This is a genomic window from Pseudonocardia sp. ZF1 (assembly GCF_056835605.1).
On record NZ_JAJNBY010000001.1, the window covers coordinates 1,257,986 to 1,276,405 of the forward strand.

Here is an 18,420-nt window from a genome sequence, read left to right on the forward strand (position 1 = left end):
GGACCCCATGCGTTCCGACACCCTCGACCGGTTCCTCTGGGACCTGGCCGCCCGCGTCCCCGCTCCCGGGGGCGGCGCGACGGCCGGCCTGCACCTCGCGCAGGCCGCCGCCCTGCTCGGCATGGTCGCCCGCTACACCGACGGGGACCGCTACGCCGAGCACGCCGACGCCGTCCTCGACATCCGCAACCGGGCCGACGCGCTGCGCATCACCGGCCTCGGACTCGCCGAGGACGACGCCCGCGCGTTCGGTGCGGTCGGCGCGGCCTATGCACTCCCGCGCGACACCGAGGAGGCGAAGAAGGGCCGCACCGCGGCGATCGCCGCCGCACTGGTCGAGGCGGGACGGATCCCGGCGCAGGTCATCCGCGCCGCGGAGCAGGTGGTCGGCCTCGCCGAGCGGCTGCGGCCGATCGGCAACCCCACCGTGATCAGCGACGTGGGAGCGGCGGCCGACGCCGCACGGGCCGCAGCCAGCACCGCCCGGCTCAACGTCGAGATCAACCTGGCGGGCCTCACCGACCCGCCGGCGCGCAGCGAGCTGTCCGCGGCACTGGCCGGCGTCGACGACCTGCTGCGCCGGGCCGACACGGTGACCGACGACGTACGGGAGCAGATCCGCCGATGACCCCGCAGGCCCCCACCCCGCCGACCCCCACCCCGACCACGTCGTGCTCGAGGGCACCGCGCGCGCCCGCGAGCTGCGCCAGGGCGTGCACGCCGAGGCCGCCGCGCTCACCCTGCTCGGCGTCGCACCGCGGCTGGCCGTCGTCGTCGCCACCGCCGACGAGGGCGCCGGCTGGTACGTCCGCTCGCTGTCCCGTGCCGCCCGCCGGGTCGGCGTCGAGTGCGAGGTCGTCGACCTCGGCCCGGACGCCGCGCCCGAGCTCATCGGCGCCACCCTGGCCCGCCTGAGCAGCGACGACACCGTGCACGGCATCATCCTGCAGACCCCGCTGCCCGACGGCGCGCGGGTCGAGGAGCTGGCCGCGTCGATCGTCCCGGAGAAGGACGTCGACGGCGCCAACCCGCTGTCCGCGGGCCGGCTCGCCGCGGGCCTACCCGCCTACCCGCCGGCCACCGCGGCCGCGGTGCTCGAGCTGCTCGACCACCACGGCGTCGAGCTGGCCGGGCGCAGCGCGGTCGTCGTCGGGCGCTCGCTGGTCGTCGGCAAGCCGACCGCCCAGCTGCTGCTGCAGCGCGACGCGACGGTCGGGATCTGCCACCGCCACACCAAGGACCTCGCCGAGCACACCCGCACCGCGGACGTGCTGGTCGTCGCGGTCGGGCGGATCGGGCTGATCCGCGCCGAGCACGTCGCCGACGGCGCGGTCGTGGTCGACGTCGGTACCAACACCGCGTCCGACGGCAGCCTGGTCGGCGACGTCGACGCGGTCGACGTCGCGCGGAGGGCGGGGGCGCTCACGCCGGTGCCCGGTGGTGTCGGTCCGGTGACCACGGCGCTGCTGCTCGCGCACACCGTCCGCTCGGCGCGCGCCCACGTCCGAGACCCGCTCACACGACCTGGCGGACCGCCTTCTCGAACCCGATGACGTGCGCGCGGGCCCGTTCGGCCGCCTCGTCGGCCTGCTGGCCCGCGATGGCCCGCAGCAGCCCCGAGTGCTCGCCGACGTGCCGGTCGAAGTCGGTCATCCGGTCCAGGAACAGGCAGAAGATCCGGGTCGCCAGGTTGTCGTAGCGGATCAGGGTGTCCTCGAGGTGCGGGTTGGCCGCCGCGGAGTAGATCGTCCGGTGCACGTGCAGGTCCCAGCGCATCAGCTCGTCGCGGTCCAGTGTGCGCACGTCGATCCGGTCGATCGTGTCGGCCAGCTCGGCGAGGTCGGCCCGGGTCGCGGGGCCGGAGTACTCGGCGGCGCGGCGCGCGGCGAGCGGCTCGAGCTGCACACGGATCTCGGAGATGTAGGCGAGGTCGGTGATGTCGACGCCGGTCGCGAACGTCCCGCGGCGCGGGTAGGAGACGACCAGCCGGTCGATCTCGAGGCGCTTGAGCGCCTCCCGGACGGGGGTGCGACCGACCTCGAGGGACTTGGCGAGGGCGACGTCGTCGATGGCCGTCATCGGCGGGATGTCGAGCATGATCAGCCGATCCCGGATCACCGTGTACGCCTTGTCGGCGAGGGACGTGTACTCCGGCTCGGCGTCGTCGGGAAGAGCGGTCACCGTCGCATGTTAACGCGACATGTGTGGGTAACAGTCCTCGGACGTGCCCACACCTCTTGACCGAGACTGATATATCAATGCACTATCTACACCGTGCCGCGGTCTCCGCGGACCGCGTCCGACCGAGGAGAGGCCGCCGTGTCCCGTTCCTTCATCCTGACCCTGGACTGCCCGAACCGCACCGGCATCGTGCGGGCGGTCAGCGCGTTCCTGTTCGAGCACGGCTGCGACATCGGTGAGTACCAGCAGTTCGACGACCCGCTGCGCGGCCGCCTCTACCTGCGCACCCAGGTCGGCGCGGAGCAGGACGTGGACCTCGACGCGGTCGGTCGCGACTTCGAGGCGGTCGCGGCGGAGTTCGGCATGAGCTTCACCTTCACCGACGGCGTCCCCGCCCGGATCCTGGTGATGGTCTCCAAGCTCGGCCACTGCCTCAACGACCTCGTCTTCCGCTGGCGGGCCGGCAGCCTCGGCGCCGACATCGTCGCCGTCGTGTCCAACCACGAGGACCTGCGCCCGATGGCCGAGGCGGCGGGGCTGCCGTTCGTGCACGTCCCGGTGACCGCGGAGACCAAGCCCGAGGCCGAGGCGCGGCTGCTGTCGCTCGTCGACGAGTTCGACGCCGAGCTGGTGGTGCTCGCCCGTTACATGCAGGTGCTCTCCGACGAGACCTGCAAGGCCCTCGAGGGCCGGGCGATCAACATCCACCACTCGTTCCTGCCCGGTTTCAAGGGCGCCCGCCCCTACCACCAGGCCTACGAGCGCGGCGTCAAGCAGGTCGGCGCCACCGCCCACTACGTCACCCCGGACCTGGACGAGGGCCCGATCATCGAGCAGGAGGTGATCCGGATCGACCACTCCTACGACCCGAAGGCGCTGCAGATGGTCGGCCGCGACGCCGAGGCGCTCGCCCTGTCCCGCGCGGTGCGCTGGCACTGCGAGCGACGGGTGCTGCTGACCGGCGGCAGCACGGTCGTCTTCCGGTGACGCCGCTCCGGCCTCCACGGCCCCGTCCCCGCACCGCGGGGGCGGGGCCGTTCCGCGTTCTGTCGGTCGTGTCCCGCCTGCCGCTGCCCGGCCCGGCGACACCTCGCGTCTCGTGGCACCCGACGCGTGGGGTGCCACGCGTCGTGGTGAGGTGCCACGGTGTTCGTGCACTTCTGCCCGATGCCGGGGGGCGGGAAGGGGGAGTGGGGCGCACGAACGCCCCGCGCCGGCGGGCCGGGCGGGGCGGTCGTGATGGTGCGGGACGGAACGGGACGGAACGGGATCAGCCCACCCGGTCACGCACCCAGTCGTGGAACTCGCCGATGTGGTGCTCGCTGGGCACGAGCACGCCGCCCTTCTCGTAGGAGCGCGAGTCCATCGCGAGCTGACAGCGCTCGCAGGCGTCGAAGTCCTGGACGTTGACCCGGTGGAACAGCTCCACCGAGCGGTCGATGTCGGCGCCGGAGTCGACGACCTCGGGCAGGTAGAGCCAGTCGCAGACGACCAGGGTCCGCTCGGCGGTCAGCGGGAACATGCGGTGGAACACCACGTGGTCGGGGACCAGGTTGACGAACACCGACGGCCGCACGGTGATGGCGTAGTAGCGGCGGTCCTGCTCCTGCGCGACGCCCGGGATGCGGGTGAGCCCCTCCGAGCCGTCGACGGTGAACCCCTTGATCTCCTCGCCGAACTCCGCGCCGTGCCCGACGAAGTACTGGGCGGCGAGGCCGTCGGCGAACTCGGGCAGCACCTCGGTGAGCTCGGGGTGGATCGTCGCGCAGTGGTAGCACTCCATGAAGTTCTCGACGATCTGCTTCCAGTTCGCCTTGACGTCGTAGGAGATGCGCCGGCCGAGCTTCAGGTTCTCGACGTCGTAGCCGACGATCGCGTCCGGCGAGCCGAGCCGGGTGGTGACGTCACCGATCACCGTCTCGGTGAACGAGGGCGGCTCCTCGGCCAGGCTCAGCCAGACGTAACCCAGCCACTCGCGGACGTGCACGGTGTGCAGGCCGTACTCGACCTTGTCGACGTCGGGCATCGAGCCGAGGTTCGGCGCCGCGATGAGCTTGCCGTCCAGGCCGTAGGTCCAGGCGTGGTACGGGCACTGGAAGGAGCGCTTGACCTCGCCCTTCTCCTCCGTGCACAGCCGCGCGCCGCGGTGCCGGCAGACGTTGAGGTAGGCCCGCACGGAGTTGTCCCTGGCCCGCGTGACGATCACGCTCTCCCGTCCGATCTGGACGGTCTCGAACGCGCCGGGCTTGTCCAGGTCCGCGGCCAGCACCGCGCAGAACCACGTCTTGTGGAAGATGTTGTCCTGCTCGGCCCGGAAGATCGCGGGGTCGGTGTAGTAGTGGCCGGCGAGGGTCTCTCGCAGGCTGTCCGGGAGGCTCTGCCCCTCGGTGGCGGGGGTCGACAACTCACCGGTCGTCATGGCGGTGCTCCTCGTGGGCGACGGTCGGGCGTACGGCTGCGGGTCTGGCGCGAGGTCGGGCGCCTCGACGGGGGTGTGTCCGGCGGGCCGAGCTCGGGATCGGTGCGACGGCATCGGTGTGTCACGGGGGCCGGCGCCGCGGGTCCGGGGGCCCACGCGACGGCCGGGCGCCGGCGGCGACCGGCGTGCGGTCACGGTGGAAGCGTTGCGGCACAGCGGATCACCTCCTGCAGTGGGATTCCGATGCGACGACGACGGCGGCGATCGGGGCCGCGGAAATACACGAGAAACACCGGAAACTGTTGCGTAACAAGCAACGAGTCGCTCAATGCGCACCATGATGGGAGCGCGTCTCCCGGGTCGGTGTCAAGGGGCCGCGGTGGTGGTGTTCGTGCAGGCCCGGGGTGTGGACCGGTCGCCGCGGGTGGGGCGACGGAACTGCTGGGGGCACGGTGGCGACTCCGGTGTCGGCGGGCTCCGGGCGGCTGGCGAGGTCTTGACCGCCGCTCCGGGGTCACCATAACGTGCACAGATATATTAATCGAGTATCTGGGGAGCAGGTGACGCCGGGCTCGGTCCCGGCCGGCCGCCGCCCCTCCGGCGCCGCCTGCGCGGCCGGAGGGACCCGCCCCCTCACCCGTCGCGCCGGGCGACCCCGGCCGCGGGACCGCACGACCGCACGACCCACGGAGCGGCGCACGGACCGCACTTCCCCCGCACCCGGACAGAGGTGGAGACGTCATGACGCAAGTCGATCCCCGGTCGTGTACCGAGGACCCCGGAGCACCCCCGGAACGACCCCGCACGGACTGGACGGTCTTCGGGATCGGGGCCGCGCTGGCGCTGCTGTTCGTCGTCTGGGGGGTCGCGTCGCCGGAGAGCCTGCGCACGACCGCGTCCGGGATGATCGAGGGACTGATGCGTGGCGGCGGCTGGGGCTTCATCCTCGCCGCGACCGCCTTCGTCGCCTTCGCACTGTTCCTGGCCTTCAGCCGGTTCGGGCGCATCAAGCTCGGCGCCGACGACGAGGAGCCCGAGTTCCGCACGGTCTCGTGGATCGCGATGATGTTCTCCGCCGGCATGGGCATCGGGCTGATGTTCTTCGGGGTCACCGAGCCGCTGACCTTCTTCCGGTCCCCGCCGCCCGGGTCCGCCGCGCCGGCGACGACCGAGTCCATGCAGGTCGCGATGGCGACCTCGCTGTTCCACTGGACCCTGCACCCGTGGGCGATCTACGCCGTCGTCGGTCTCGCCATCGCCTACTCCACCTTCCGTCGGGGCCGGCGGCAGCTGATCAGCCAGGCGTTCGTCCCGCTGATCGGGCAGAAGGCCGCCGACGGGGCGATCGGCAGGGCGATCGACATCCTCGCGATCTTCGCGACGCTGTTCGGCTCGGCCGCGTCCCTCGGTCTCGGCGCGTTCCAGATCGGCGGCGGCATGCAGACCGTCGGCTGGGTCGACGGGGTGCCGGGGGCCGGCGTGCTCGCGACGATCATCGTCGTCCTGACCGCGGCGTTCATCCTCTCCGCGGTGTCCGGCGTCGCCAAGGGCATCCAGTGGCTGTCCAACACCAACATGGTGCTGGCCGGGGCGCTGGCGTTGTTCGTGTTCGTCGTCGGCCCGACGGTGATCATCCTGGACCTGGTGCCGACCGCGCTGGGCGCCTACTTCGCGCAGTTCTTCGAGATGGTCGGGCGCACGGAGGCCGTCGGCGGCGAGCCGATGCTCGAGTGGCTGTCGAGCTGGACCGTCTTCTACTGGGCGTGGTGGATCTCGTGGACGCCGTTCGTCGGCATGTTCCTGGCGCGGATCTCGCGCGGGCGCACCATCCGTGAGTTCGTCGGCGGCGTCATCCTCGCGCCGAGCCTGGTCTCGCTAATCTGGTTCTGCATCTTCGGCGGCACCGCGATCACCCAGGCCCAGCAGGGTGCGCAGTTCTCCGACGACTCCAACGTCCAGCTCTTCCAGATGCTGGCCGCCTACCCCTGGGCGACGGCCACCGGCCTGCTCGTCATGGTCCTGGTGGCGATCTTCTTCGTGTCCGGCGCCGACGCCGCGTCGATCGTCATGGGCACGCTGTCCCAGCGCGGCACCATCGAGCCGAGCAGATGGGTCGTGGTCTTCTGGGGTGCCGCGATGGGCGCTGTCGCGGTGCTGATGCTGGTCACCGGGGGTGAGGACGCCCTGTCGGGCATCCAGAACCTGACGATCCTGGTCGCCGCGCCGTTCGTGGTGATCATGGTGCTGCTGTGCCTGGCGCTGCACCGCGACGTGCGCCGGGACAAGGTCATTCTGCGCGCCGAGAAGAGCGCCGAGGTGATGGAGCAGGCCGTCGAGTGGGCGACCGACAACCACGGCGACGACTTCTATGTGAAGGTCGGGTCCTTCGCGAAGGACGACTCCGGTGAGCCCGCCTCCCCGGACGGCACCCACCCCGCTGCGACCGCCGCCGCGCCGGCGGCGGCCGACGGGGCGGGGGACCGGGCCGAACCCGTCCCGGTCGCCGTCGTCGACCCCCTCGCCCCGGTCGGCCGGCCCGACGACGACCGGCCCGCCCCGGTCGGCACGGCCGACCGGCACTGAGTCCGGCACCGCAGCACCGGCACCGCAGCACCGGCACCGCAGCACCGGCACCCGGCCGGGTGCGCGCCACGAGCGCTTACCCGGCCGGTCCGGCGCCGGGCCGCCGGGGGTCAGGCGGTCCGGAGCTCCACGCCGGCCCCGGTCAGCGCGGCGAGCGCCCGCTCCGTCGTCTCCGGTGCCACCCCCGCGCAGTGGTGCAGCAGCACCGTCGTCGCCAGCCCGAGCCGGGACGCGTCGAGCGCGGTCGCCCGGACGCAATGGTCGGTCGCCAGGCCGACGACGTCGACCTCGGTCACCCCGCGCTCGGTCAGCCAGTCGCCCAGCGGGGTGCCCGACTCGTTCGCGCTGGCGCCCTCGAACCCGGAGTAGGCGCTGGTGTAGGCGCCCTTGTCGAAGACGCACTCGATCGGCGCCACGTCCAGCGCCGGGTGGAACGACGCGCCCGGCGTCCCCGCGCGGCAGTGGGGCGGCCAGGAGTCGACGAAGTCCGGGGTGTCGGAGAAGTGCGGCCCCGGGTCCACGTGCACGTCCCTCGTGGCGACGACGTGCTCGTAGACCCGCCCGTCGCGGCCGGCGGTCGCGAGCGGCCCGATCCCGGCGGCCACGGCGGCCCCGCCGGCCACCGCGAGGGCGCCGCCCTCGCAGAAGTCGTTCTGGACGTCGACGACGATCAACGCTCGTGCCATGGCTCAGCTCCCGGTGAGGAAGGTGGTCGGGATCGCAGGCTCGCCGCGGGACAGCTTCAGCCCCTCCCACGGTACGGCGACCAGCGCCGTCCGCAGCCGCTCCCGGGCGGCCTCCAGCCCGGTGACGACGTCGTCGGCGACGACCTTCCCGTCCCGCACCAGCGGCACCGGAAGCGCCCGGTCGTGCGGGCCGAGGACCGGGTCGGTGCCGTAGGGGTACACGACCTCCTCGACCGCGGTCCCGGTCGGCTTGAACCGGCGCAGCGCCGCCTTGCGCCCGCCGCGGGACTCCTTCGCACTCGACCGCTTGGCCACCGGGCGCCCGTCGACCTCGACGAGCTTGTAGACCATCCCGGCCGTCGGCGAGCCCGACCCGGTGACCACCGAGGTCCCCACGCCGTAGGAGTCGACCGGCTCGGCGCGCAGCGAGGCGATCGCGTACTCGTCGAGGTCGCCGGACAGCACGATCCGGGTGCCGGTGGCGCCGAGCGCGTCGAGCTGCTCGCGGGCCTGGCGGGCCAGCTCGCCGAGGTCACCCGAGTCGATGCGGACCGCACCCAGCCCGGGCCCGGCGGCCGCCACGGCGTGCTCGATGCCGCGGCGGATGTCGTAGGTGTCGACGAGCAGCGTGGTGCCGGTGCCCAGCGCGGCGACCTGGCTGGCGAAGGCGGCCGGCTCGTCGTCGTGCAGCAGGACCCAGGCGTGCGCGGCGGTGCCCGCGGTCGGGATGCCGTGCCGGGCGCCCGCGGCGAGGTTCGACGTCGTCGCGAAGCCCGCCAGGTACGCGGCCCGGGCCGAGGCCACGGCGGCCTCCTCGTGGGTGCGCCGCGAGCCCATCTCGATGAGCGGCCTGCCGGCCGCCGCGGTCACCATCCGGGCCGCCGCCGAGGCGATCGCGCAGTCGTGGTTGTAGATCGACAGGGCGACGGTCTCCAGGATCACCGCGTCGGCGAAGGTGCCGGTCACGGTGAGGACGGGGGAGCCGGGGAAGTACAGCTCGCCTTCCGGGTAGCCGTCGACGTCACCGGAGAAGCGGTAGTCGCCCAGGCGCTCCAGGGTCGCCGCGTCGACGACCGGGGCGAGGAACTCCAGGTCGGCGGCGGAGAACCGGAAGCGCTCCAGCGCCTCCAGCAGCCGCCCCGTCCCGGCGACGACGCCGTAGCGGCGCCCGTCGGGCAGGCGCCGCGCGAACAGCTCGAAGACGCAGTGGCGTTCCGCGGTGCCGTCGGCGAGGGCCGCCGCCACCATCGTCAGCTCGTAGCGGTCGGTCAGCAGGGCCGTGCCGGTCATGGCCGGGAGCCTACGGCTCCTGTGCCACCATGGGGTGCATGTCCGCGCCGTCCCCAGCGCCGTCCCCGGCGCCCACCGAGCAGGTCACGCCCGACCTGGACGAGTCCGCCGGCCCCGACACGCCGTGGCAGGCCATCGTCTGGAACGACCCGGTCAACCTCATGTCGTACGTGACCTACGTGCTGCAGAAGGTGTTCCACTACCCCGAGGCGAAGGCCACCGCGCTGATGCTCGACGTGCACCACAAGGGACGCGCCGCGGTGTCGGCGGGGGACAAGGACACCGTGGAGGGCCACGTCGCCCAGCTCCACGCGGCCGGCCTGTGGGCCACCATGCAGCGGGCCTGAGCGTGAACGGCTGGAAGCGCAGCGGCCGGGGCGACCGCGTCCGCTACACGTCCGGGTTCTCCGGTGAGGAGGCCGTCGTCCTGCGGGGGCTGTTCGTCGAGATCCGCCAGATGCTCGCCGGTCGTGCCGAGCTCGCGCCCACCGACGAGCTGGCCGAACTCACCGGCATCCGCACCGGTCCGACGTCGCGGCCGACCGACCGGGTGCTGGCCCGGCTGCTGCCGGACTTCACCACCGAGGACTCCGACCTCGCCGGCGGGATGCGCTCGCTGCACGAGCCGTCGCTGATCGAGGCCAAGGACACCGCCGCGGCGACCGTCCTGGACACCCTGCCCGAGGCGGGCGGACGGCTCGAGCTCACCGAGGCCCAGGTCGACGCCTGGCTGGCCGCCCTCAACGACGTGCGGCTCGCGCTCGGCACCGCCCTCGACGTGAACGAGGACATGCCCGAGCAGCTGTCCGACGACGACCCGCGGGCCCAGCACCTGGGCGTCTACCACTGGCTGACCTACGTGCAGGACTCCCTGGTCCGGGTCCGCGTCCGCGGGCTCTGACCCGCCCGGCCGACCCTCAGCGGCGCACGATCCGGTCGGTCGACGGCGCGGCCAGGCCCGGGTTCGCGCCCAGGTACGCGACGAACGCGTCGAGGTCCACCGGGCCGCCGACCAGCTCGGTCCCGGCGGTGAAGGTGTCGAAGCCGTCGCCGCCCGCGGACAGGAAGTTGTTCGTCGCGACCCGGTAGCGGCCGTCGTCGGTGACTCCGACGCCGCCGATGGAGATGTCACCGACCCGGTTCCCGGCCACCACCGTGTAACGCAGGTTCGACGAGCTCTGCAGCACCGTCGGACCGTCGTCGACGGTGAACTGCTGGTCGAGCACCGCGCGCAGCTGAGCGCCGGTGAGCGTCATGGTCTGCAGGATGTTGCCGAAGGGCTGCACCGTGTAGGCCTGCCCGTAGGTGACCCGCCCGCCCGGGCCCGGCACCAGGTCCGCGCGCACCCCGCCGGGGTTGGTCAGCGCGAGCTGTGCGCCGTCACCGCGCGAGGCCGCCAGCTGGGCGTCGGCGATGACCGTGCCGAGCGGGGACAGCCCGGTCGGTGCGGCCGCACGCAGCAGCGGCCCGGTCACCGTTCCGACCGGCCGTTCGGCCAGCGGCCGCGACTGCGCGACCGCACGGTCGACGATGTCGGCGACGGCCGGGTCGGGGGCGACGTCGCGGGTGACGACCTCGTTGCGGGCCGTCGTCGCGCCGCGGTCCACGTCGCCGTCGCCGGTCAGGGCGAGGTCGACCACCGACAGCAACCTGCCGGACGACAGGCCCTGCACGAACGGTCGCGGGTTCCCGGCCGGGTCTGTCGCCGAGCACGCGTACTGCTGGTGGGTGTGCGCGGAGAACACCGCGTCGACGTCGGCGGACACCGCGGCCGCGATCCGCGACCCCGGCCCGCCGGGCTCGATCGCACAGGCGTCCGGGCCGCCGTCGCCGGTCGCCTCGTCGCCCTGGTGCAGCAGCAGCACCTGTGCCCGCACCCCCTGCGCGGTCAGTTCGCGCGACGCCGCGTCGACCGCGGCGACCTCGTCGCCGACCTCCAGGCCGCGGATGCCGTCGGGGGAGACCAGGTCGGGCAGCTCGGACAGGGTGGCGCCGATGACGCCGATCCGGGCGCCGCCCGTCTCCACCACCGTCGACGCGGCGAGCGCGGGCTTCCCGCCCTCGGTCACGTTCGCCGACAGGATCGGGAACGACGCGCCGTCGTAGGACGGGGTGAAGCGGCAGCCGTCGGCCGGGTGGCAGCCGCCGCGCTGCAGCCGGCGCAGCTCGGTGATGCCCTCGTCGAACTCGTGGTTCCCCGCGGCGGACGCCGCGACGCCGATCCGCTCCAGGACCTCGACGGTCGGCTCGTCGCGGAACAGCGCCGACGCCAGCGGGGACGCGCCGACGTTGTCGCCGGTGGACAGCACCACGCTCGCCGGGGCCTGCGCCCTCAGCGCCGCGACGTGCGCGGCGACGAACGCGGTGCCGCCGGCCTCGACCTGCGCGCCGGCGTCGTCGGTCACCCGGCCCGAGGTCCCCGAGGGCGGCTCCAGGTTGCCGTGCAGGTCGTTGAGTGCGATGAGCCGCACCGTGCCGGAGCCCGGCGCGCCCGCGGCGGGGCGACCCGAGAGCGTCACCGCCTCGACGGTGACCCCCACCGCGAGGACGACGACGAGCACGGCGGCGAGGACGAGTCCGACACGGCGACCGGAGGAGGGCACGCAGGGCAGTATGGCCGCACCCCCGTACGGGAGGCCGTGGCCGGGATCACCGACCGTGGTGTCGAGTGCGTGAACGGGCGGTTCCGGCCCGGCGGGTGTTCGGTCCCGTGGCCGTGGCCGCGTATCCTCGGGCCGTGCTCGTCCTCCGGTCCGACCTCGTCGATGCGATCGTCGCGCATGCCCGCCGGGACTTCCCGGTCGAGTCGTGCGGGCAGCTCGTCGGTCCCGAGGCCGGCGAGCACCCCGAGCGCTACGTGCCGATGACCAACGCCGACGAGGTGGCGAGCGACTTCGCCTTCGCCCCGGCCGAGGACATCCGCCTGGAGCGCGAGCTGGACGCGGCCGGTGAGCGCCGCATGCTCGTCGTCCACTCCCACACGCGGCTGCCGCGGCGCCCGGTGGCGCACACCGGCCTGCCCGAGGCCTACCCGTCGCCCAAGGACGTCGCCCAGATGGAGTGGACCCCCGACCAGCACTGGCTGATCGTGGGCCTCGCCACCGCCGACGCCGAGCCCGAGGTGCGCTCCTACCACCTCGCCGACGGCGAGGTCGTGGAGGACGAGCTGGCGGTCGTGGAGTCCTACATGTTCTCCCACACCGGCTCCGACGACGTGCCCGACCGGGCCTGATCGACCCTCTCGCGCACCCGCGCCGGAGGTCGCGCGGGAATGTCGCCGTACTCCGGCCGCGTTGTCGCGCGTGAGAAATCCACGCCAGAGCGACCCACCAGGAGTGATCACAGAGATGGCCGTCTCCGTCTCCATCCCCACCATCCTTCGCACGCACACCGACGGTGAGAAGACCGTCGAGGCGAAGGGCGACACCGTCTCGGCGGTCATCGACGACCTGGAGTCGCGGCACAGCGGCATCAAGGACCGTCTGATCACCGACGGCAAGCTGCACCGCTTCGTCAACATCTACGTCGACGACGAGGACATCCGTTTCGCCGGCGGCCTGGAGGCCCCGGTCTCCGAGTCCTCCACGTTCACGATCCTCCCGGCCGTGGCCGGCGGTCGCTGAGCCCCACCGGACCCCGGCACCGGGCGGCGTCCCCGCCCGGTGCCGTCGTGTGAGGAGAACCCGTGCGTTACGACTCGTTGCTGGACGCCGTCGGCGACACCCCGCTGGTCGGGCTGCCGTCCCTGTCGCCGTCGGAGGACGTGCGGCTGTGGGCGAAGCTGGAGGACCGCAACCCCACCGGCTCGATCAAGGACCGGCCCGCGCTGGCGATGATCACCGACGCCGAGAAGCAGGGGCTGCTCACGCCCGGCTGCACGATCCTGGAGCCCACCTCGGGCAACACCGGGATCTCGCTCGCGATGGCCGCGAGGCTCAAGGGCTACGAGATCATCTGCGTGATGCCGGAGAACACCTCCGAGGAGCGTCGCCAGCTGCTGGCGATGTACGGGGCACAGATCATCTCCTCGCCGGCGGCGGGCGGCTCGAACCAGGCCGTCGCCGTCGCCAAGCAGCTGGCGGCCGAGCACCCGGACTGGGTGATGCTCTACCAGTACGGCAACCCGGCCAACACCGACGCGCACTACCGCGGCACCGGCCCCGAGATCCTGCGCGACCTGCCGTCGATCACCCACTTCGTCGCCGGGCTCGGCACCACCGGGACCCTCGTCGGCGCCGGGCGCTACCTGCGCGAGCACAAGCCCGACGTGCAGGTCGTCGCGGCGGAGCCCCGGTACGGCGAGCTCGTCTACGGCCTGCGGAACCTCTCGGAGGGCTTCGTCCCGGAGCTCTACGACGAGACCGTGCTGACCGGCCGGTTCTCGGTCGGCTCCTACGACGCGCTGCGCCGCACCCGCCAGCTCGTCGAGCAGGAGGGCATCTTCGCCGGGATCTCCTCCGGCGCGATCCTGCACGCCGCGCTCGGCGTCGCGAACAAGGCGCTCGACGCCGGGCAGCGCGCCGACGTCGTCATGATCGTGTGCGACGGCGGCTGGAAGTACCTGTCCACCGGGGCCTACTCCGGCGACCTGGGCACGGCCGCGCAGGGCATCGACGGTCACCTCTGGGCCTGACCGGGCCGAACCGGTACGTAACGGGCGAATCGGGCGGCCAGGCCGGTACCGTGGGTGACATGACCGCGCTCTCGGACGGCCGTCCCGCCCGCGTGCTGCCGCCGGCACCGGTGCGCGCCGCGGTGATCATGCTGGTGTTCACCGCCGCGCTCTACGTGTTCGAGGCGGTCGACCAGGCCTCCGGCGGCATGGTCGAGTCCGCCGCCGCGATCTACCCCCGCAGCACCGAGGGGCTCACCGGTGTCCTCACCGCGCCGCTGGTCCACGACGACTGGGCCCACCTCGCCGCGAACAGCCTGCCGTTCCTGATCTTCGGGTTCCTCGCGATGTCCGGCGGGCCGGTGCAGTGGTTCGCGGTCACCGCCACGATCTGGCTGGTGAGCGGGCTGGGGGTGTGGCTCGTGTCGCCGGCCCCGGTGATCGGCGCGTCCGGGATCGTCTTCGGCTGGTTCCTGTTCCTGCTCGTGCGCGGGTTCTACGCCCGCAACGGCAGGCAGATCCTGCTCGCCCTCGTGCTCTTCCTGTTCTACGGCTCGATCCTCTGGGGCGTGCTGCCGTCGGACCCGTCGGTGTCCTGGCAGGGCCATCTGTTCGGCGCGGTCGGCGGCGTCGTCGCCGCCTACTGGGTGGCCAAGGCCGACCGCCTACCCTCCTAGGGTGTGAGCGACGCGCCCGGTATCGACGCCCCGATCGGCATCTTCGACTCCGGAGTCGGGGGACTCACCGTCGCCCGCTCGGTCATCGACCTGCTGCCCGCCGAGCAGATCGTCTACGTCGGCGACACCGCGCACAGTCCCTACGGGCCGCGCCCGCTGGCCGACATCCGGCGCCTCGCGCTCGCCATCGGCGACGAGCTCGTCGACTCCGGGGTCAAGGCCCTGGTCATCGCCTGCAACTCCGCCTCGGCGGCCTGTCTCGCCGACTTCCGCGAGCGCTACCCGGTCCCGGTGGTCGAGGTCGTCCGCCCGGCCGTGCGCCGCGCCGTCGCCACCACCCGCAACGGCCGGATCGGCGTCATCGGCACCGCCGCGACCATCGCCTCGGGCGCCTACGCCGACGCCTTCGACGCCGCCCGCGACACCGAGATCACCTCGGTGGCCTGCCCCCGGTTCGTCGACTTCGTGGAGCGCGGCACCACCAGCGGACGCCAGGTCCTCGGCGTCGCCCAGGGGTACCTGGAACCGCTGCAGCGCGCCGGGGTCGACACCGTCGTCCTCGGCTGCACCCACTACCCGCTGCTGTCCGGGGTGCTGGAGATCGTCCTCGGCCCGGACGTGACGCTGGTGTCCTCGGCCGACGAGACAGCTCGCACCCTGGTCCGGACCCTGCACGCGCACGACCTGCTGCGCGACGACACGACTCCGCCCGCGCCGCACCGCTTCCTCGCCACCGGCGACCCGGAACCCTTCGCCCGGCTCGGCCGCCGCTTCCTCGGCCCCGAGATCGGCTCGGTCGTGGGCCGCGCGGGCGCCGCGCTCCCGTCCGCCTGACCACCGGCCGCGACGGGCGGGTCCTCCGCGCCGCACCGGGAGCGGGGGGTAGCGTTCCCGCCGTGATCGGAACGCTCGTCCTGGTGATCACCGTGGCGCTCTCGGCCACCGCGCTGTTCGGGCTGGTCACGACGGCGCTGAACCGGCCCCCGAGCCGGGTGCACACCGTCGCCGTCGGGATCTGTGTGGCACTCATCGTCGTGCAGGCGGCGATCGCGGCGTATCGGGTCCTGCTCGGCGGGGTCACCCTGCCCGAGCAGTCGACCTTCCTCATCTACCTCGCCGTCGCGGTCTGCGTCCCGGTGATCGCGCTGCAGTTCGCCACCGCCGAGCCGAGCCGCTGGGGCGGCGCCGTGATCGCCGTCGGCGCGGTCGGGACGCTCGTCGCCGTACTGCGCCTGCAGGGTCTGTGGATCCCGGGGGTGCCCGGTGCCTGAGCCCCGCGCCACCGCCACCGGGCCCGGCCGCATCCTCATCGCCGTCTACGGCATCTTCGCGCTCTCGGCCTCGGCGCGGGCCGGCGTGCAGATCGCCGAACGCTTCGGTGACGCGCCGCTCGCGTACGCGCTGTCCGCGCTCGCCGGCTTCGTCTACATCCTGGCCACCGTCGGTCTGGCGGGCACCGGCCCCGGCTTCCGCCGCCTCGCCTGGTCCGCCGTGGTGTTCGAGCTCGTCGGCGTGCTCGCCGTCGGCGCGTTCACCACGTTCGTCCCCGCCGACTTCCCCCGCGAGACGGTCTGGTCGCACTTCGGCGCCGGCTACGGCTTCGTCCCGCTGGTGCTGCCGTTCGTCGGGCTCTGGTGGCTGCGGCGTACCTCACGATCGGGTTAGGGTCGCGCATGCGGCTGATCGTTCTCGGGTGCTCCGGCAGCGGCCCCGGACCCGAGTCCCCGGCATCGGGCTACCTCGTCGAGGCCGGGACGACCCGCCTCACGCTCGACCTCGGCAACGGCACCCTCGGCGCCCTGCAACGGCACGCCGACCCGTTCTCCCTCGACGCCGCGGTGTTCAGCCATCTGCACCCCGACCACTGCTCGGACTTCCCGTCGCTGGTGGTGCACCGTCGCTACCACCCCCGGCCCCCGTTCGACGCGACCGCGCGCAAGCTGGCCGTGCACGCCCCGGCCGGTGCGCACACCCGCTTCGCCCGCGCCGACGCCGTCACCGAGGCCGACTACGCCCGCACCGATCTCACCGACGTCTTCTCCTTCCACGACCTCGTGGTCGGCGAGCCGTTCACCGTCGGCACCGGGGACGACGCCGTCACCGTCACCGCGTACGAGGTCGTGCACGTCTGCCCCGCCTACGCGCTGCGCCTCGAGCACCGCGGCCGGGTCCTGACCTACTCCGGGGACACCGCCGCCTGCCCCGGGCTCGTCGAGGCCGCCCGCGACGCCGACCTGCTGCTCTGCGAGGCCAGCTGGCCGCACGCCGAGGCCGGGCCGCCCGGGGTGCACCTGTCCGGACGGGAGGCGGGCGAGCACGCCGCGGCCGCCGGGGCCCGGCGCCTGGTCGTCACCCACGTCCCGGCCTGGTTCGACCGCGAGCTCCTCGGTGCCGAGGCCAAGGCGGCCTTCGGCGGGACCGTCGAGCTCGCCTGGCCCGACGCGGTGTTCGAGGTCTGAACCGGCTTCCTACGATGGCCGGGTGACACGAACAGAGGGCAGGGCCGACGGCCGGACCGACGACGAGATGCGGCCGGTGACCATCACCCGGGGCTTCCAGAAGCACCCTGCGGGATCGGTGCTGGTGGAGTTCGGGGACACGAAGGTGCTGTGCGCCGCCAGCGTCACCGACGGCGTACCGCGGTGGCGGAAGGGATCCGGCCTCGGCTGGGTCACCGCCGAGTACGCGATGCTGCCCTCGGCGACCGACACCCGCTCGTCGCGGGAGTCGGTGAAGGGCAGGATCGGCGGCCGCACCCACGAGATCTCCCGGCTGATCGGCCGGTCCCTGCGCGCCTGCATCGACCTGCGCGCGCTCGGCGAGAACACGATCGCGATCGACTGCGACGTCCTGCAGGCCGACGGCGGCACCCGCACCGCGGCCATCACCGGTGCCTACGTGGCCCTGTGCGACGCCGTCACCTGGCTCGGCGAGCAGGGCAAGCTGTCCGATCCCAAGCCGATCTCCTGCCAGGTCGCCGCGGTGTCGGTCGGCGTCGTCGACGGCCGCGTCCGGCTCGACCTCCCCTACTCCGAGGACTCGCGGGCCGAGGTCGACACGAACGTCGTCGCCACCGAGACCGGCACCCTCATCGAGGTCCAGGGCACCGGCGAGGGCGCCACGTTCTCCCGCTCGACCCTCGACGCCATGCTGGACTCCGCACTCGCCGGTATCGCCGAACTGGCCCGCCTGCAGGTCGAGGTGCTCGCCGCGCCGCACCCGAAGATCGCCGCGCAGGCCGCCGCCGACGTCCCGGACACCGCGGGGGAGGGCGACGCGTGAGGATCCTGCTCGCCACCCGCAACGCCAAGAAGCTCGTCGAGCTGCGCCGGATCACCGAGGCCGCCGGGCTCTCCGGGGTGGAGATCGTCGGGCTCGCCGACGTCCCCGGGTTCCCGGAGGCCCCCGAGACCGGCGCGACCTTCGCCGCGAACGCGCTCGCCAAGGCCCGCGACGCCGCCGCCGCGACCGGGCTGCCCGCGATCGCCGACGACTCCGGCATCACCGTCGACGCCCTGAACGGCATGCCGGGCATCTTCTCCGCCCGCTGGTCCGGCCGGCACGGCGACGACGAGGCCAACCTGCAGCTGCTGCTCGGGCAGACCACCGACGTCCCCGACGAGCGCCGCGGCGCCGCGTTCGTGTGCGCCGCCGCGCTGGTGACGCCCGACGCGGCCACCGCAGGCCCCGATTCCGACCCCGCCCCCGGCGACACCGACGGCACCGGCGGCCCGGACGCGGAGGCCTCCGTGCCCGGGCGCACCGTGGTGCACGGGACGTGGCGCGGCACCCTGCTGCGCGCCCCGCGGGGTGAGAACGGCTTCGGCTACGACCCGATCTTCGCCCCGGAGGGCGACGACCGCTCCTCGGCCGAGCTCAGCGCCGAGGAGAAGGACGCCGCCTCGCACCGGGGGACCGCGCTGCGCGCGCTCGTCCCGCACCTGCAGGCGCTGCTCGCCGACGGCTGAGGGA

The 18,420-nt window shown here is 73.4% G+C and carries 21 protein-coding genes; 16 read left to right on the top strand and 5 right to left on the bottom strand.

From position 1 onward, the window contains the following. The first annotated feature begins 7 nt into the window (after positions 1 to 7). Complete coding sequence (locus ZF1_RS06355; protein ID WP_482636720.1) at positions 8 to 628, top strand: cyclodeaminase/cyclohydrolase family protein; 621 nt, start codon at positions 8 to 10, stop codon at positions 626 to 628. A 43-nt stretch (positions 629 to 671) separates the two neighbouring features. Beyond that, a complete protein-coding gene (locus ZF1_RS06360) occupies positions 672 to 1,553 on the top strand; it encodes a bifunctional 5,10-methylenetetrahydrofolate dehydrogenase/5,10-methenyltetrahydrofolate cyclohydrolase (RefSeq protein WP_482636721.1) in 882 nt (293 codons plus the stop codon). Here ZF1_RS06360 and ZF1_RS06365 read toward each other — a convergent pair. Further along, a complete protein-coding gene (locus ZF1_RS06365) occupies positions 1,516 to 2,181 on the bottom strand; it encodes a GntR family transcriptional regulator (protein WP_062400749.1) in 666 nt (221 codons plus the stop codon). The two genes, ZF1_RS06360 and ZF1_RS06365, sit on opposite strands and share 38 nt — an antisense overlap. A 138-nt stretch (positions 2,182 to 2,319) precedes the next feature. Between ZF1_RS06365 and purU the strand changes: the two genes are divergently transcribed. After that, positions 2,320 to 3,168, top strand: a complete 849-nt coding sequence (gene purU / locus ZF1_RS06370) for a formyltetrahydrofolate deformylase (protein ID WP_062400750.1) — start codon at positions 2,320 to 2,322, stop codon at positions 3,166 to 3,168. 283 nt (positions 3,169 to 3,451) lie between these two features. Here the strand turns inward: purU and ZF1_RS06375 are convergent, their stop codons facing one another. Further along, the gene (locus ZF1_RS06375) at positions 3,452 to 4,600 is read right to left on the bottom strand and encodes an aromatic ring-hydroxylating oxygenase subunit alpha (RefSeq protein ID WP_482636722.1); all 1,149 of its coding nucleotides are present in this window, start codon (positions 4,598 to 4,600) and stop codon (positions 3,452 to 3,454) included. A 741-nt stretch (positions 4,601 to 5,341) separates the two neighbouring features. On the opposite strand from ZF1_RS06375, the gene ZF1_RS06380 reads away from it, so the two are divergent. After that, complete coding sequence (locus tag ZF1_RS06380) at positions 5,342 to 7,183, top strand: BCCT family transporter (RefSeq protein ID WP_482636723.1); 1,842 nt, start codon at positions 5,342 to 5,344, stop codon at positions 7,181 to 7,183. A 110-nt stretch (positions 7,184 to 7,293) separates the two neighbouring features. On the opposite strand, the gene ZF1_RS06385 is transcribed toward ZF1_RS06380, so the two are convergent. Both ZF1_RS06385 and ZF1_RS06390 read right to left on the bottom strand, forming a co-directional pair. After that, the gene (locus ZF1_RS06385; RefSeq protein ID WP_482636724.1) at positions 7,294 to 7,869 is read right to left on the bottom strand and encodes an isochorismatase family protein; all 576 of its coding nucleotides are present in this window, start codon (positions 7,867 to 7,869) and stop codon (positions 7,294 to 7,296) included. Between the two features lie 3 nt (positions 7,870 to 7,872). Next, a complete protein-coding gene (locus ZF1_RS06390) occupies positions 7,873 to 9,159 on the bottom strand; it encodes a nicotinate phosphoribosyltransferase (RefSeq protein ID WP_337826484.1) in 1,287 nt (428 codons plus the stop codon). Positions 9,160 to 9,197: 38 nt separating this feature from the next. Here ZF1_RS06390 and clpS point away from each other — a divergent pair, with 38 nt between their 5' ends. Both clpS and ZF1_RS06400 read left to right on the top strand, forming a co-directional pair. Beyond that, complete coding sequence (gene clpS, locus ZF1_RS06395) at positions 9,198 to 9,506, top strand: ATP-dependent Clp protease adapter ClpS (RefSeq protein ID WP_060710877.1); 309 nt, start codon at positions 9,198 to 9,200, stop codon at positions 9,504 to 9,506. Positions 9,507 to 9,508: 2 nt separating this feature from the next. Continuing rightward, a complete protein-coding gene (locus ZF1_RS06400; RefSeq protein ID WP_100879829.1) occupies positions 9,509 to 10,060 on the top strand; it encodes a DUF2017 domain-containing protein in 552 nt (183 codons plus the stop codon). Between the two features lie 16 nt (positions 10,061 to 10,076). Here ZF1_RS06400 and ZF1_RS06405 read toward each other — a convergent pair whose 3' ends face one another. Beyond that, the gene (locus tag ZF1_RS06405) at positions 10,077 to 11,762 is read right to left on the bottom strand and encodes a bifunctional metallophosphatase/5'-nucleotidase (protein WP_350589870.1); all 1,686 of its coding nucleotides are present in this window, start codon (positions 11,760 to 11,762) and stop codon (positions 10,077 to 10,079) included. A gap of 134 nt (positions 11,763 to 11,896) precedes the next feature. Between ZF1_RS06405 and ZF1_RS06410 the strand changes: the two genes are divergently transcribed. The 10 genes from ZF1_RS06410 to ZF1_RS06455 all read left to right on the top strand — a co-directional run bounded on the left by ZF1_RS06410 (position 11,897) and on the right by ZF1_RS06455 (position 18,416). After that, positions 11,897 to 12,391 (top strand): M67 family metallopeptidase, encoded by a 495-nt coding sequence (locus ZF1_RS06410; RefSeq protein ID WP_083474908.1) that lies wholly within the window; start codon positions 11,897 to 11,899, stop codon positions 12,389 to 12,391. Positions 12,392 to 12,506: 115 nt separating this feature from the next. After that, positions 12,507 to 12,782 (top strand): MoaD/ThiS family protein, encoded by a 276-nt coding sequence (locus tag ZF1_RS06415; protein WP_073576170.1) that lies wholly within the window; start codon positions 12,507 to 12,509, stop codon positions 12,780 to 12,782. 62 nt (positions 12,783 to 12,844) lie between these two features. Next, positions 12,845 to 13,792, top strand: a complete 948-nt coding sequence (locus ZF1_RS06420) for a PLP-dependent cysteine synthase family protein (protein WP_073576169.1) — start codon at positions 12,845 to 12,847, stop codon at positions 13,790 to 13,792. Positions 13,793 to 13,851: 59 nt separating this feature from the next. Continuing rightward, entirely contained in the window at positions 13,852 to 14,448 is a 597-nt protein-coding gene (locus ZF1_RS06425; protein WP_357437401.1) for a rhomboid family intramembrane serine protease, read from the top strand. Between the two features lie 3 nt (positions 14,449 to 14,451). Next, positions 14,452 to 15,282 carry a glutamate racemase gene (gene murI, locus ZF1_RS06430; RefSeq protein ID WP_062400757.1) on the top strand — a complete coding sequence of 277 codons (831 nt, stop codon included), beginning with the start codon at positions 14,452 to 14,454 and terminating at the stop codon, positions 15,280 to 15,282. A 62-nt stretch (positions 15,283 to 15,344) separates the two neighbouring features. Beyond that, on the top strand, positions 15,345 to 15,719 hold the full coding sequence (locus tag ZF1_RS06435) for a hypothetical protein (protein ID WP_482636725.1): 375 nt from the start codon (positions 15,345 to 15,347) through the stop codon (positions 15,717 to 15,719). Then, positions 15,712 to 16,113 (top strand): hypothetical protein, encoded by a 402-nt coding sequence (locus ZF1_RS06440; RefSeq protein WP_482636726.1) that lies wholly within the window; start codon positions 15,712 to 15,714, stop codon positions 16,111 to 16,113. Before ZF1_RS06435 ends, ZF1_RS06440 begins: the two co-directional genes overlap by 8 nt. An 8-nt stretch (positions 16,114 to 16,121) precedes the next feature. After that, the gene (locus ZF1_RS06445; protein WP_482636727.1) at positions 16,122 to 16,907 is read left to right on the top strand and encodes an MBL fold metallo-hydrolase; all 786 of its coding nucleotides are present in this window, start codon (positions 16,122 to 16,124) and stop codon (positions 16,905 to 16,907) included. A 22-nt stretch (positions 16,908 to 16,929) separates the two neighbouring features. Next, positions 16,930 to 17,730, top strand: a complete 801-nt coding sequence (rph, locus tag ZF1_RS06450; protein WP_482636728.1) for a ribonuclease PH — start codon at positions 16,930 to 16,932, stop codon at positions 17,728 to 17,730. Further along, positions 17,727 to 18,416: a non-canonical purine NTP pyrophosphatase gene (locus ZF1_RS06455; protein ID WP_482636729.1), complete on the top strand. Its 690-nt coding sequence runs from the start codon at positions 17,727 to 17,729 to the stop codon at positions 18,414 to 18,416. Before rph ends, ZF1_RS06455 begins: the two co-directional genes overlap by 4 nt. Positions 18,417 to 18,420: the final 4 nt, after the last annotated feature.